The sequence below is a fragment of the Spiribacter halobius genome (assembly GCF_020883455.1).
Classification (GTDB): domain Bacteria; phylum Pseudomonadota; class Gammaproteobacteria; order Nitrococcales; family Nitrococcaceae; genus Sediminicurvatus; species Sediminicurvatus halobius.
In genome coordinates, this window is record NZ_CP086615.1 from 2,450,649 (window position 1) to 2,464,690 (window position 14,042).

13 protein-coding genes are annotated in these 14,042 nt (G+C 71.4%); 5 read left to right on the forward strand and 8 right to left on the reverse strand.

Annotated features, from left to right (window positions below):
• Position 1: 1 nt before the first annotated feature.
• Complete coding sequence (gene tsaA / locus LMH63_RS11175; RefSeq protein WP_109675646.1) at positions 2–700, reverse strand: tRNA (N6-threonylcarbamoyladenosine(37)-N6)-methyltransferase TrmO; 699 nt, start codon at positions 698–700, stop codon at positions 2–4.
• Positions 697–3,339 (reverse strand): ATP-binding protein, encoded by a 2,643-nt coding sequence (locus LMH63_RS11180; protein WP_146205161.1) that lies wholly within the window; start codon positions 3,337–3,339, stop codon positions 697–699. Before LMH63_RS11180 ends, tsaA begins: the two co-directional genes overlap by 4 nt.
• Before the next feature lie 73 nt (positions 3,340–3,412).
• Here LMH63_RS11180 and cysM point away from each other — a divergent pair, with 73 nt between their 5' ends.
• The 4 genes from cysM (at position 3,413) to LMH63_RS11200 (ending at position 7,190) form a co-directional block, all read left to right on the forward strand.
• Complete coding sequence (gene cysM, locus LMH63_RS11185; protein WP_109675649.1) at positions 3,413–4,306, forward strand: cysteine synthase CysM; 894 nt, start codon at positions 3,413–3,415, stop codon at positions 4,304–4,306.
• Entirely contained in the window at positions 4,303–5,076 is a 774-nt protein-coding gene (locus LMH63_RS11190; RefSeq protein WP_109675651.1) for a 3'-5' exonuclease, read from the forward strand. The genes cysM and LMH63_RS11190 overlap by 4 nt, the downstream gene beginning before the upstream one ends.
• A 4-nt stretch (positions 5,077–5,080) precedes the next feature.
• Positions 5,081–6,406, forward strand: a complete 1,326-nt coding sequence (rlmD, locus tag LMH63_RS11195; protein WP_109675653.1) for a 23S rRNA (uracil(1939)-C(5))-methyltransferase RlmD — start codon at positions 5,081–5,083, stop codon at positions 6,404–6,406.
• Positions 6,407–6,587: 181 nt separating this feature from the next.
• The gene (locus tag LMH63_RS11200; protein ID WP_109675655.1) at positions 6,588–7,190 is read left to right on the forward strand and encodes an NUDIX domain-containing protein; all 603 of its coding nucleotides are present in this window, start codon (positions 6,588–6,590) and stop codon (positions 7,188–7,190) included.
• Between the two features lie 144 nt (positions 7,191–7,334).
• Here LMH63_RS11200 and LMH63_RS11205 read toward each other — a convergent pair whose 3' ends face one another.
• From LMH63_RS11205 to purB, 5 genes are read right to left on the reverse strand one after another with little or no spacing between them, the layout of a single operon-like run.
• A complete protein-coding gene (locus LMH63_RS11205) occupies positions 7,335–8,090 on the reverse strand; it encodes a secretin N-terminal domain-containing protein (protein ID WP_109675657.1) in 756 nt (251 codons plus the stop codon).
• On the reverse strand, positions 8,087–8,572 hold the full coding sequence (locus LMH63_RS11210) for a DUF7931 domain-containing protein (protein WP_109675659.1): 486 nt from the start codon (positions 8,570–8,572) through the stop codon (positions 8,087–8,089). Before LMH63_RS11210 ends, LMH63_RS11205 begins: the two co-directional genes overlap by 4 nt.
• 15 nt (positions 8,573–8,587) lie before the next feature.
• Entirely contained in the window at positions 8,588–9,028 is a 441-nt protein-coding gene (locus LMH63_RS11215; protein ID WP_109675661.1) for a GNAT family N-acetyltransferase, read from the reverse strand.
• Positions 9,028–10,206 carry a cupin domain-containing protein gene (locus tag LMH63_RS11220; protein ID WP_109675663.1) on the reverse strand — a complete coding sequence of 393 codons (1,179 nt, stop codon included), beginning with the start codon at positions 10,204–10,206 and terminating at the stop codon, positions 9,028–9,030. Before LMH63_RS11220 ends, LMH63_RS11215 begins: the two co-directional genes overlap by 1 nt.
• Positions 10,203–11,579: an adenylosuccinate lyase gene (purB, locus tag LMH63_RS11225; protein WP_109675665.1), complete on the reverse strand. Its 1,377-nt coding sequence runs from the start codon at positions 11,577–11,579 to the stop codon at positions 10,203–10,205. Before purB ends, LMH63_RS11220 begins: the two co-directional genes overlap by 4 nt.
• 146 nt (positions 11,580–11,725) lie before the next feature.
• Between purB and LMH63_RS11230 the strand changes: the two genes are divergently transcribed.
• On the forward strand, positions 11,726–13,120 hold the full coding sequence (locus LMH63_RS11230) for a class II fumarate hydratase (RefSeq protein ID WP_109675667.1): 1,395 nt from the start codon (positions 11,726–11,728) through the stop codon (positions 13,118–13,120).
• Positions 13,121–13,146: 26 nt separating this feature from the next.
• On the opposite strand, the gene LMH63_RS11235 is transcribed toward LMH63_RS11230, so the two are convergent.
• The gene (locus LMH63_RS11235; protein ID WP_109675669.1) at positions 13,147–13,977 is read right to left on the reverse strand and encodes a RibD family protein; all 831 of its coding nucleotides are present in this window, start codon (positions 13,975–13,977) and stop codon (positions 13,147–13,149) included.
• Positions 13,978–14,042 lie beyond the last annotated feature (65 nt).

The window sequence follows — 14,042 nt, forward strand, 5'->3', positions numbered from 1 at the left end:
GTCAGCGCGCCATGGGCCGAATCTCGAGCACCTCCACGCCGCCCTCGTCCACCATCCAGCGCACCTCGTGGCCGGCCAGCTGCACGCCATGGGGCCGGCCATGCTCGCCGCGCCGGTAGGCCGGCCTCGGGTCCAGGGCCAGGGTCTCCCGCACCAGCGCCTCGAAGCCGGCAGGCGCGGCCGCGAGGGCGGGGCGCACGGCCTCGGCGAAGCGCACCGGCAGGCGCTCGGGGACCGCGGCGAAGGCCGCCGGCGCCTGGGCATCCGGCGGCGCATCGGCGTACGGCAGATAGGGCTTGATGTCGTAGACCGGCGTGCCGTCGAGCAGGTCATGGTCGGCCAGGCGCAGGCCGCAGGGTGCCGGCGGCAGCAGCAGGCCCTGCAGGCGCACAACGGAGAGCCCGAGACCGTTGGGCCGGAACGGCGAGCGCGAGGCGAATACCCCAAGCCGCCGGTTGCCGCCGAGGCGCGGTGGCCGCACGGTGGGGCGCCAGCCCCGTGCCGCCACGGCATGAAAGCCGAACAGCAGCCAGACGTGACTGCAGGCCTCGAGGCCACGCAGCGCCGCGGGCTCATCGTAGGGGGGGCGCAGCTGCAGCACGGCGGTGGCGGCAGGCACCAGGCCGGGCTGACGGGGCGTGCCGAAGCGCTGCTCGAAGCCGCTGCGGATGACCCCGATCGCTTCCAGGGTTGCGCTCATGATGCTCGACCGGCGGCCGGATCCACTGTCAGGCAATCGCGGATGGCTGCCTGCACGGCGGCGATTGCCCCCGGGATGGCCACCCGGTCCTCGGCGCGCACCGCGCGCTCGGCCCGCTCACAGGCCGCGCCGAGGGTGGCCAGGCGGCAGCTTCGGGCGGCCCCCAGCAGCCGGTGACACTCCGCGGCCAGGCGCTCGTGGTCACCGCTCCGGTAGGCTGCACGCAGCGCCTGCTGGTGGGCCGGAAGCTCCGCCTGGAGGGCCTCGCGCAGGGCATCGAGGCGGATGTCCGCGGCCTCGTCGGCACCGGACCGTCCCAGGGCGGCGGCGACCTCGGCGGTGGTGACCGGCTTGATGAGGCAGCCGTCCATGCCGGCGGCCAGCAGCCGCTCACGCTCGCCGCGCAGGGCGTTGGCGGTGAGCGCGACCAGCCGCGGGGCAGCGGTACCGTGCCGGCGGCGGATCTCGACGGCTGCGGCCTCGCCGCTCATCCCGGGCATCTGGATATCCATGAACACCACGTCAAAGCGCTCGCGGGCGCAGGCGTCGACGGCCTGCCGGCCGTCCGCGGCCTCGGCGACGCGGGCGCCAAGCTGACGCGCAATGGTCGTCACCAGCTTGCGGTTGACGGCGTGATCGTCCACCACCAGCACGTGGCTCGAGTCCGCGGCCGGGGCTTGCGGCGCCGTTGCCTTGCGCCCCGCCTCCGCCGGGCTGGACTCCAGCAGACGGCACAGCTCCCGGTAGACGGTCTGGCGGCGCACGGCGCGGGGCAGCGCGCCGGCGGCGCCCTGCTGGCGCAGCATGCGCAGCTCGCTGCGGTCCACGGTGCTGGCGAGCACGAGCACCGGGGCGCGCTGCCCGGCCAGCCGCGGAAACAGGCCGCGCGCGAGCCCTTCGCGCAGCTGCGGCCGGGAGAGCCCGATCACCAGCAGGTCCCAGCGCCGGCTCGCGGTGGCCAGAGACAGGAAGCTGCGGCGCTCCTCGGCCTCGGTGACCTCGAGGTCCCAGCCCTCCAGCAGGTGCCGGGAGGCGAGCCGCGGCATCGGCTCCTCGTCCAGCAGCAGCACCTGACGGCCGGCCAGGGGACTGATCCAGGCCTCCCCCTCGTCGCCGCCGCTGACCCGGGGCAGGGTGAGGGTGAACCAGAACGTGGTGCCCTCACCCTCACGGCTCTGCAGGCCGATCTCCCCGCCCATCTGCTCCAGCAGCTTGCGCGAGATGATCAGTCCGAGGCCGGTGCCGCCGAAACGCCGGGTGAGCGAGGTGTCCGCCTGGCTGAAGCCGCGGAACAGGCGTGCCTGGTCGCGCTCACTCAGGCCGATGCCGGTGTCGGTGACGGTGATGCGCAGGCGCACCGCCCCCTCCAGCTCCTCGTCTAGCATCACCCGCACCACGATGCGCCCCGAGGGCGTGAATTTGATGGCGTTGTGGACAAGATTGGTGAGCACCTGGCGGATGCGCAGAGGGTCGCCGTAGAGCTTGAGCGGCACGTCGGAGTAGATCAGGTGCACCAGCTCCAGGCCCTTGCCATAGGCCGCCGGTGCCAGCAGTGAGAGCACCTCCTCCACCGTGTCCCGCAGATCCAGGGCGATATGGTCGATGACGAGCTTGCCGGCCTCGATCTTGGAGAAGTCGAGGATGTCGTTAACGATGGTCAGCAGGTGCCGGCAGGACTCGCGGATGGTATCGACGTAGTCCCGCTGCTCTGCGTCCAGCGGGCTGTGCGCCAGCAGATCGGCGAAGCCGACGATGCCGTTGATCGGCGTGCGGATCTCGTGGCTGACGTTGGCAAGGAACTCGGATTTGACCTGGCTCGCTTCCAGCGCCCGCTGGCGGGCGCTCTCCAGCTCGGCGTTCTGCACCTCCACCGCCTCCAGGGTGGCGCGCAGCTCGCCTGTGGTGCTCTGGACCTGGGCCCGAAGACTGCGGCGGCTGGCCTCCAGCGCCGAGGCCATGCGGTTGAGCCGCTCCTCCAGATCACCGAACGGGCCGCGGAGGGGCTGCAGGCGGGTCTCCAGCGCGCCGGCCTCCAGCGCGGCAAGCTGCTCCGCCACCCGGGCGAGGCCGTTGTCCAGCCGGCGCTCGAGGCGGTGGGCGAGCCAGGCGGCCAGGGCCAGCAGCAGCGCCGCGATCAGCACCGGCGGCGTGGCCGCGGAGAGTACGCGCGCCAGCGCCCCGTCGGCGGCCGGCACCAGCACCAGCCGCCAGGCCGGCGCCTCGCCCCGCGGCAGCGATGCCAGCAGGGTATCCGGCACCAGACCGAGCACCCGGGCGAAGTGCGAGGCGCTGGGACGGCCGCGCCGGATCTCGCGGGCGGCGAGGTTGCCGCCGGCATCGAGTACCCGGGCCTCGGCGATCAGCGGATGCGTGGTGAGGTCGGCGACGAGCGCGCCGGCGCTGCGCTCGGCCCCGGTGTCGGCGGCGGCAAGCGCCCAGGCGCGGCTCGCCGCATCGACGCGATGCTCCAGCGTCGCGGTGACCGCAGCCCGCTCGGCCAGCACCGCAAAGACCACCAGCGCCAGCGCCAGGCCGCCCGCGGGCAGCATGACGGCCAGCCGGCAGCGCAGCCGCCAGGGCAACTCGGCGAGGGGCCGCCGGCGGGGGCGGGCGAGTGTCGTCCATGCACGCGCGCTCATCGCCGCGATCATACCGTGTCGCCGCGGCGGCAGCATGGCCAGCCGCGACGGGGGGTGGGTAGAATCCCGGCCTATGGATTACCCCACCATCGAAACCTGCGTCGGCAACACGCCCCTGGTGCGCCTGCAACGGCTGGCGGATACCGGGTCCAACACCGTGCTGCTGAAGCTGGAGGGCAACAACCCGGCGGGCTCGGTAAAGGACCGGCCCGCGCTCAGCATGATCCGCCGCGCCGAGGAGCGGGGCGAGATCCGCCCCGGCGACACCCTCATCGAGGCGACCAGCGGCAACACGGGCATCGCGCTGGCTATGGCGGCCGCCGTGCGTGGCTATCGCATGGTGCTGGTGATGCCGGCGAACATGACCATGGAGCGGCGGGCGTCCATGCGCGCCTACGGCGCCGAGCTGGTGCTGGTCAGCGAGGAGGAGGGCATGGAGGGGGCGCGGGACCTTGCCCAGCGCATGCAGGCCGAGGGCCAGGGCCGGGTGCTGGACCAGTTCGCCAATCCGGACAACTGGCGCGCCCACTACGAGGGCACCGGGCCGGAGGTCTGGCGCGACACCGGTGGCGAGGTCACGCACTTCGTCGCCTCCATGGGCACCACCGGCACCATCATGGGTGTGTCCCGCTACATGAAGGAGCACGGCACCGGCGTCGAGATTGTCGGCGTGCAGCCGGCGGAGGGCGCCAAGATCCCCGGCATCCGCAAGTGGCCCGAGGCCTACCTGCCGAAGATCTTCGAGCGTGAGCGGGTGGACCGCATCATCGAGGTGAGCCAGCCCGAGGCCGAGGAGATGACCCGCCGGCTTGCCGCGGAAGAGGGGATCTTCGCCGGCATCTCCTCCGGCGGCACCACCGCCGCGGCCCTCAAGCTCGCCCGTGAGGTGCGCGACGCCACCATCGTCACCATCATCTGCGATCGGGGCGACCGTTACCTCTCCAGCGGCGTTTTTCCGGCCGAATGAACCTCTTCGCCTTCGACATCGAGACCGTCCCGGACGTCACCGGCGGCCGGCGGCTTTACGGTCTCGAGGGCCTGGACGACGATCAGGCTGCCGAGGCGATGCTCGCCCTGCGCCGGCAGGCCAGCGGCGGCTCGGACTTCCTGCGGCTGCACCTGCACCGGGTGGCGGTGATCTCCGTCGCGGCCCGCATTGGCGAGCGCTTCACCGTGTTCTCCCTGGGCGACGACGGCGACGACGAGGGCGAGCTGCTGCAGCGATTCTTCGACGGCCTGGAGCGCTACGTCCCGCGGCTGGTCAGCTGGAACGGCAGCGGCTTCGACCTGCCGGTGCTCCACTACCGCGCCATGATCCACGGCGTCAGCGCCCCCAAATACTGGGACACTGGCGACGGCGACCGGGAATTCCGCTTCAACAACTACCTCAACCGTTTCCACGACCGGCACACCGACCTCATGGACGTGCTCGCCGGCTACCAGAGCCGCGCCAACGCGCCGCTGGACGAGATCGCTAGCCTCTGTGGGCTGCCGGGGAAGCTCGGCATGAGCGGTGATCAGGTGCGCGCGCGGATCGCCGCCGGGGACTTCGCCGCGGTGCGGGACTACTGCGAGACCGACGTGCTCAACACCTACCTGCTGTGGCTGCGCTTCGAGCAGATGCGAGGCCATCTCGACCGCGAGGGGCACGCCGCCGAGTGTGAGCGGGTACGCAACGCCCTGGCCGAGGCCGGCCGCCCCCATCTCGACGCCTTCCTCCAGGCCTGGCAGGGCTGAGGCCATGGCGCGACGCCGCCGCCGGGTGCCGAGCGAGCCGCTCGAGGTCGTGGTCGAGGGCATGAGCCATGAGGGCCGCGGGATCGCCCATGCCGACGGGCGCACCGTGTTCATCGACGGTGCCCTGCCCGGCGAGCGGGTGCAGGTGCGGGTAATGCGCCGCAAGCGCCGGCAGGACGAGGGCCGTGCCGAGGCGGTGCTGGCGCCCTCGCCGCAGCGGGTCACCCCACCGTGCGCGCACTTCGGCGTCTGCGGCGGCTGCAGCCTGCAGCACCTGGCCCCCGAGGATCAGCTCGCCCACAAGGCCGGGGTGGTGGCGGAGCTGCTCCGGCATGTGGGTGGGGTGGCCCCCGAGGAATGGCTTCCGCCCCTCACCGGCCCGAGCCAGGGCTATCGGCGGCGCGCCCGGCTCGGCGTGAAGTACGTGCCGCGCAAGGGCGACCGGGTGCTGGTGGGGTTCCGCGAGAAGTACAGTCCGTATGTTGCGGATATTGAAAGCTGTCTTGTGCTCGATCCGCGCGTAGGCGAGCGCCTGCCCGCCCTCGCGGATCTCGTCCGCGGGCTCTCCATCCCGGACCGGATCGCCCAGATCGAGGTTGCCTGCGGCGACGACGAGGTGGGCCTCGTGCTGCGCAACCTGGCGCCGCTCTCCGCCGACGACCGCCAGGCCATCGAGGCCTTCGGTGCCCGCCATGGCCTGCTCATGTTCGAGCAGCCGGGCAACGAGCGCACCGTCGCGCCGCTCGGCCACACGGCAGACCGCCTGCACTACCGGCTGCCGGAGGCGGGGGTCAGCCTGGCCTTTGCACCCACGGACTTCACCCAGGTGAATGGCGAGATCAACCGGCGCATGGTCCCGCATGCCCTTGAGCTGCTCGCTCCGACGCCGCAGAGCCGGGTACTGGATCTCTTCTGCGGGCTCGGCAATTTCAGCCTGCCGCTGGCGCGTGAGGCCCGCGAGGTCATCGGTGTGGAGGGTGCGGAGGCGCTGGTGGCCCGCGGCCGGGAGAATGCCGCGCGCAACGGCATCGACAACGTTGCCTTCCACGCCGCCGATCTCACCCGCACGGACGTACCCCGTCCCTGGCTCGAGGGCGGCGTCGACCGTGTCCTCCTGGATCCGCCTCGCTCGGGCGCCGTGGAGGTGCTGCCGGCGCTGGCGGCCCTGGGCCCGGAACGCATCGTCTACGTCTCCTGCGGCCCCGCCACCCTTGCCCGCGACGCCGGCCACCTGGTCCACGACCACGGCTACCGGCTGGCCGCGGCGGGGGTCATGGACATGTTCCCGCATACCGGACATGTGGAGGCGATCGCTCTTTTCCAGCGCTGAAGGCGCTGGAAAAGAGCGAGTTCGCCGGTCAAGTTCAAAGTCCAAGGTTCAAAGTTCAAAGTTGCGAGAGAGCACTGCCGGGTTGCATGCTCGGTGCCCGACCAGCGCACCACCGCGGTTGGACTTGGGCTCAGCGCCCGCCCGTTGAACTTTGAACCTTGAACTTTGAGCTCACCTCGCCATGCCGCACCACTACGAGATCCTCGGCACCGAAACCGCCTACGAGGGCTTCTTCAGGATCCTGCGCTATCGGCTCCGGCACGGGCTGTTTGCCGGGGGGATGAGCGGGGAGCTGACGCGGGAGCTGTTCGAGCGGGGGCACTCCGTGGGCGTGCTGCCCTACGATGCCGCGCGGGATCGGGTGCTGCTGGTGGAGCAGTTCCGGGTCGGCGCGCTGGCGGCGCCGCGCGGACCCTGGCTGATGGAGATCATTGCCGGGGTGGTTGAGCCCGGTGAGGCGCCGGATGCGGTGGCACGGCGGGAGGCGGTGGAGGAGGCGGACTGCCGGGTCGACGAGTTGATGCCCATCTGCCGGTATCTGGTCAGCCCCGGCGGCACCTCGGAGATGGTGCACCTGTTCTGCGCGCCGGTGGACAGCGAGGGCCTCGGCGGTGTTCACGGCAAGCCGGAGGAGGGTGAGGACATCCAGGTCCACGTGCTGCCCCTGGACGCCGCGCTGGCCATGATCGAGGACGGCACCATCCACGCCGCCATGCCCATCATCGCCCTGCAGTGGCTCGCCCTGAACCGCGAACGCCTTTGGGATCTTTGGGCGGAACCCTAACGAGCGCCGCTCGAGGAATAACCGCAAAGGCGCCAAGAACGCAAAGAATAAATTCTAAAACAATAAGTTGCGCAACGCTCTTAAACATTTATCTCCTTTGCGTTCTTTGCGTCTTTGCGGTTCATTCCCATAGCGGGAGCGGGATTAGGGCACCCGCTCGATCCTGATCTCCAAGCGTTCCAGGACGTCGCTGCGGCGCTGGGTGCTGCGGGTGAGGGTGCGGTCGTCGCTGTCGCGGCGGCGGTCGATGGTGGCGATGGGGAGCCATTCACCGAGGGGGCCGCTGACCGTGGTCACCACCTGGCGGCGGTCCGCGCTTTCGTCGGCGCGCCGGGCGTCCAGTCGGTCGATGGCCACCTCAACGGTGACCTGATCGCCCTGCAGGCGCGGTGTAACGAAGAGACGGTCCGGCGCATCGGTGTAGCGCAGTCGCTCGCCGTAGACCGCGCCGTCGGCGTCCACGCCAGCGATCCACTCGCGCACCGGCAGGCGCCGGCCGGTATCCAGTCGGGCCGTGCGCCCGGCAAGTGTGCGCACGGTGCGCTCGGCGCGGACATTGCGTCCGCGCTCGGTGCTTGTGATCTCCACGCCGCGTCCGCCGGCACCGAGGCCGGTCGCCGCGTCGCTGGTGCCGCTGCGCCGGCGCAGGGTCACGGCCAGGGAGGCGGCGGGCGCATCCAGGCGCTGGATGACGCCTTTCAGCTCGGCGATGGCCGGCGCCGGGCCGCGAACGATGAGCCGGCCGTCGTCGGCGGCGAGGGAGACATCGTCCCCGGCGACGCTCTGCAGAGTGGGTAGCAGAGCCTCCGCGCTGCGATGACGCAGCTCGATCACCTCGATGGCGGCGTCGGCGGCAGCCGCGCACAGGAGCAGCACAAGCGCAGTGGCCGCGCGCCTCATAGGTGCAGCCGCCGGGTTTCCGGGTCGGGGGCGGCACGGGCCCAGAGGGCGTCGAAGGTCTCCAGCAGGGTCCGCGCTCGGGCCGGGGCGTTCATCTCCACGGTGGCCTCGTGGCGGGTCCACTCAGGCCGATGCAGCAATGAGCGCCCGTCCGCGATGATCGCGGCCTGGCCGAAGCCGGCGTCCGCGGCGGCGAGCCGGCGCAGCTCGAAGAAGCTCGTCAGCTGGCGGGCGAGCTCCACCAGGCGCGGGCTCTGGGTCAGCGCCGCGTTGCCGTCGGCCACGAGGATGCGGATGCTAGCCTGACGCCCGGCGGTGGCGAGGTCGCGCAGGCTCGCCAGCACCGGCTCGCGGTCATAGAGCCGCGGTTCCAGATCGGGAGTGAGGATGTCGAGACGCTGGCGGGCGCTGCCGCAGAGCGCCTCCACATAGCTCTGGAGCTGGTCCAGGTCGGTGATCTCGATACTTCGGCTCTCGCCCATGTCTCCTCCGCCGTTTCAGCCTGCCGGGCGCCGTGCCAGCCGCCGGCGCATCATGCGGTGAGGCAGCCCCGCCTCGTCGAACGGTTCGCCGAACGCCTCGAAACCGAGATTCGCGTAGAAGGGCAGGGCGTGCAACTGAGCGGCGAGCACCAGCGCCTCATGGCCATCGCGCCGTGCGGCGTCGACGATCGCCTCGAGCAGGGCGCTGCCGACGCCACGTCCGCGCCAGGCACGGGCCACGGCCATGCGTCCGACCTTGCCGTCCGGCAGCAGCCGGCCGGTGCCGATCACGGTTTCGTCCGGAGCCAGGGCCAGAAAATGCCGGCTGATGGCGTCGTGCTCGTCCCATTCCAGCTCCGGCGGCACACCCTGCTCCTCGACGAAGACCTCAATGCGCAGCGGCCGCGCCCGGGGCGCCAGCGACGCCCAGTCGCCCTCGATGATGCGCGGCTGCATCACTCGCTCTCCTCCAGCTCGTCGGCGAACAGCAGAATCCCTCGATTGAGCCATTCCGCGGTCTGCTCCAGGGCCGCGGGCTGCGCCAGGTCCGCGGCGGCCAGCCAGCCCTGCCGGCCCAGGGTCTCCGCCAGGCCGTGCAGAGCCGGCCCGAGCCGATACTCCTCACCCTGGGCGTAGAGGAAGATCCGCTCGCTGTCGTAGCGCACCAGGCTGACGCGGGCGGCCGGGTTGCGTCGCAGGCGCCGCCCCGCCTGCACGGCGGCGGCAAGCTCGGCGGGGGCCAGCGGCGACGCGCGCTCGAGTCGCGCGAAGGCGGGCTTGGGCTCGGTGAGGAAGCGGCCGAGCCAGCGGTCCATGGCCAGGTCGTCCGCAGCCAGGTGGCGGCGGACCTGGTCCCGCAGACGTGCCAGCGCCGCCGGCGGGATCTCCGCCGGATTGGCCTGGCGCCGCAGATCCGGATCGTCGTAGCCGAGCTCGGCACTGGCCGAGCGCAGGCACTCGTCCGCCCAGCCGCGCAGCAGCTCGGCGACGCTCGGTGCGCGGAAGCCGATGGAATAGGTGATGCAGTCATCCACGGCGATGCCGTAGTGGGGCACGCCCGGCGGCAGGTAGAGGAGATCGCCGGGGCCGACGGTCCACCGCTCGGTGGCGGTGAAGTCCGTCAGCAGCCGCAGGTCGGGATGCTCGCGCAGGCGTTCGCTGGCCGGCGCCGGATACTGGATGGCCCACTCCCGCTGCCCGCTCACCTGGAGCAGAAACACATCGTAGCGATCGCGATGGGGGCCGACGGTGCCCCCCGGCGCGGCGTAGCTCACCATGAGATCGTCGATACGCCAGTCCGGGAGGAAGCGGAACGGCTCGAGCACGGCCCCGAGCGCGGGCAGGTGCTTCTCGACGTCCTGCACCAGCAGGGTCCAGTCACGCGCCGGGGTGTCGTGGAAGAACTCTGGCTCGAACGGCCCCTGCAGAAGGATCCAGTCTTCCTGTGCCGTCTCCCCCATGACCACCCGCGATTCCACGTCCGGCTCCAGGGCGAGCCCCGCCAGCTCGTCGGCGCCGAGGGCCCAGGGGAACTCCGGCCAGGCGTTGCGGACCAGCAGCGGGCGCTTCTGCCAGTGACGCTCGAGAAACGCCTCCGGTGAGAGGCCGCCGAGGAGAGCCCCGGGGCCACTCATGGCCGCGCGCCCCGACGGGCCAGGCTGGCGGCGAGGCCGGTGTAGGTGGCCGGGGTCAGCGCCTCGAGCTCGCGCCGGGCGGCCTCGGGCAGGGCCAGATCCCGCAGGAAGGCGCGCAGGGCCTGCTGGTCCACCCGCCGGCCGCGGGTGAGGGCCTTGAGCTTCTCGTAGGGCTGCTCGATGCCGTGCCGGCGCATCACGGTCTGCACCGCTTCCGCCAGCACCTCCCAGTTGTCCTCGAGCTCGGCGGCGAGGCGGGCCTCGTCCACCTCCAGCTTGTCGAGGCCGCGCAGGGTGGCGTGATACGCGATCAGCCCGTGGGCGAGGCCGACGCCGATGTTGCGCAGCACGGTGGAGTCGGTCAGATCGCGCTGCCAGCGCGAAATCGGCAGCTTGCGCGCGAGGTGCTCGAGCACGGCGTTGGCCACGCCCAGGTTGCCCTCGGCGTTCTCGAAGTCGATCGGGTTCACCTTGTGCGGCATGGTGGAGGAGCCGACCTCGCTGTCCACCGGGCGCTGGCGGAAGTAGCCGAGGGCAATGTAGCCCCAGAGATCCCGGGCCATGTCCGTGAGCACCGTGTTGAGCCGGGCGAGGGCGTCGAACAGCTCGGCGATGGTGTCGTGGGGCTCGATCTGGGTCGTGTAGGCGTTCCAGGTGAGCCCGAGGTTTTCCACGTAATGCTTCGCGAACGCGGGCCAGTCCACCTCCGGGTAGGCCGCCACGTGGGCGTTGAAGTTGCCTACGGCGCCGTTGATCTTGCCCATCACCGGCACCTGCGCCACCTGCTGGCGCTGGCGCAGCAGGCGGTGGGCGATGTTGGCGAACTCCTTGCCGAGGGTGGTGGGCGAAGCGGGCTGGCCGTGGGTGCGGGCGAGCATGGGCGTATCCGCATGGGCCTCGGCCAGGCCGCGCAGGCGGGCGAGGATTTGATCCACGGCGGGGAGCAGTACATCATCCCGGGCGCTGCGCAGCATGAGCGCATAGGCGAGGTTGTTGATGTCCTCGGAGGTACAGGCGAAGTGTACGAACTCGGCGATGGGACCGAGCTCCGGATCCTCGCTGATGCGCTCCTTGATGTAGTACTCGACCGCCTTGACGTCGTGATTGGTCGCGGCCTCGATGGCCTTGACCCGCTTCGCGGCTTCGGTGTCGAAGTCGAGCGCCAGGGCTGTCAGTGCCTTGGCGGCGCGCTCGGAGAGTGGCGGCACCTCGGGGATGGCGGGCTCGGCGGCGAGGGCCTGCAGCCATTGCACCTCCACCAGGACGCGGTGGCGGATCAGGCCGTACTCGCTGACCAGGGGCTGCAGGGCCTCGGTCTTGCCGCCGTAGCGGCCGTCGATTGGGGAAATGGCCGTCAGTCGGGTGAGCTCCATGGCGATACCGTCGATGTCGCTGAAGGGGCGGACAGGCCGCAGTGGCGGCGGGCATTCTACTAAGGTTCACGGAGCGTTTGTGAGTCGCGCCGGCAGGCGCGGGCGCCCGGGGCGGGAAACAACATAAGGCAGTGCGGAGAAGCGTGATGAGCGAGCAGCAGTATCGGGTGGAGAGGGACAGCATGGGCGAGCTCAAGGTGCCGGCCGCCGCCCTCTACGGCGCCCAGACCCAGCGCGCGGTAGAGAACTTCCCGATCAGCGGGCTCGCCATGCCGCGCACCTTCATCCGCGCCCTGGGCCTGATCAAGGCGGCCGCGGCGGAGACCAACCGTGATCTCGGCGACCTTCCGGAGGACGTCGCGGGGGCAATCGTCCGCGCCGCCGAGGCGGTGGCGGACGGCCGCCACGATGACCATTTCCCGGTGGACGTCTTCCAGACCGGCTCCGGCACCAGCAGCAACATGAACGCCAACGAGGTGATCGCGCGTCTCGCCAGCGACGACCTCGGCCGCGCGGTGCATCCCAATGATCACGTCAACATGGGGCAGAGCAGCAACGACGTGATACCCACGGCGATCCACGTCAGTGCCGCCATCGCCTGCGCGGAGCAGCTGCTACCGGGGCTCGACCACCTGGCGACGACCCTGGAGGGGCGGGCAGGGGAGCTGGCGGACGTCACCACCACCGGCCGCACTCACCTGATGGACGCCATGCCGGTGACCCTTGGGCAGGAGGTGGGCGGCTGGGCGCACCAGATCCGCCTCGGCGAGCAGCGCGTGCGCTCGGCGCTGGAACGGGTGCACGCCCTGGCCCAGGGCGGCACGGCCGTGGGTACCGGCATCAACGCCCGCCCCGAATTCGGCGCCGGGGTTGCGGCGGCGCTGGCGCGCCGCACGGGGCTGCCGCTGCGCGAGAGCGAGAACCGCTTCGAGAGCCTCAGCGCCCAGGATGCGGCGGTGGAGCTCTCGGGGCAGCTGCGGGTGGTAGCGGTGAGCCTGATGAAGATTGCCAACGACCTGCGCTGGATGAACAGCGGGCCGCTGGCAGGCCTCGGCGAGATCGCGCTGCCGGCGCTGCAGCCCGGCAGCAGCATCATGCCGGGCAAGGTCAATCCGGTGATCCCCGAGGCGGTGACGATGGTGTCGGCGCAGGTGATCGGCAACGACACGACCATCACCGTCGCCGGGCAGTCCGGCAACTTCCAGCTCAACGTCATGCTGCCGGTGATCGGCTACAACCTGCTGCAGAGCATCGGCCTGCTGGCCAACGCCTCCACGGCGCTGGCGGACCGGGCGGTGGCCGGGTTCACCGTCAACCGCGAGCGGCTGGAGGCAGCCCTCGGCCGCAACCCGATTCTCGTCACCGCGCTCAACACCGTCATCGGCTACGAGCTCGGGGCGAAGATCGCCAAGCGTGCCTATGCCGAGGGCCGGCCGCTGATGGAGCTCGCCCGGGAAATGACGGACCTGCCGGAGGGCGAGCTGCAGCGGCTACTCGACCCGAGGTCCCTGACCCGCGGCGGCATCCCCGGCAGCGACTGAGGTACGTCGGGCGCTCGCGGCTCCGATTACCCGGTCCTGCGATCGTAGCGGGCGAAGGTCTGGGTGACGCCGTCGGGCCCGGCGGCGTCGAGATACAGCCAGCGCAGCCGGAAGTCCGCCGGGGCGGCGAGCAGCTCGCCCTCACAGGGCGTGGTAAATGGCTTGCCGCCGAGCATGCGGTGCACCGTGGTGAGAAACAGGCTGTCCACGACACCGGCCGCCAGCAGCGTGTGCAGCACGTAGGGGCCGGTAACGCCGTAGATTCGCCGGTAGCCGAGGCCGGCCAGCGCCTCGTGCAGGGCGGCGCCCTGGGGACGCGGGCCCGACCCGACGCGCACGATGCACGCCCCGGCGGCCTCCAGCCGGCGCGCGCGACCGGCTTCGGGCCTGTCCCCGGTGAGCACGATCAGGCGCCGGCCCTGGTCCAGCAGTCGCTGGGGCACCGGAAAGTCCAGGCTCGCGCTGAACACGGCCACGTCCGGTTGCGGGGCGAGGCCTTCGCGTGCCCGCCACTGGCGGATGTCGGCGAAGGCGGCGCCTTCGCCGACAGGCAGGATGTCCTGGGCGCTGCCGGCGTCGAGCTCCCGCAGATAGCGCCCGGAGCTCAGCAGCAGATCGGCATGGCCGGCGAGCTCCTGGAGCAGACGCCAGTCCCGCGGGTTGGCGATGCTGTGTGGCACCGTCTGGCCGCCGTTCGGTGCGGGCACCGATATGCGCCCGTCGAGGCTCGCCACGAAGTTGGCGTAGACGAAGGGCGCACGTCGCTCCGGCGGAGCCAGTGGCGCCTCGAGATAGCAGCCCTGCAGCGGGCGAGGGCCGGCCGGTTTCGGGTACAGTGGGGTGATCGGCTCGCTCATGCGGACTCCTGCTCTGCGCGGGGCGGCCATCGCTGTGGCCGCAGAGACCGGCGGCGACGCGCTTC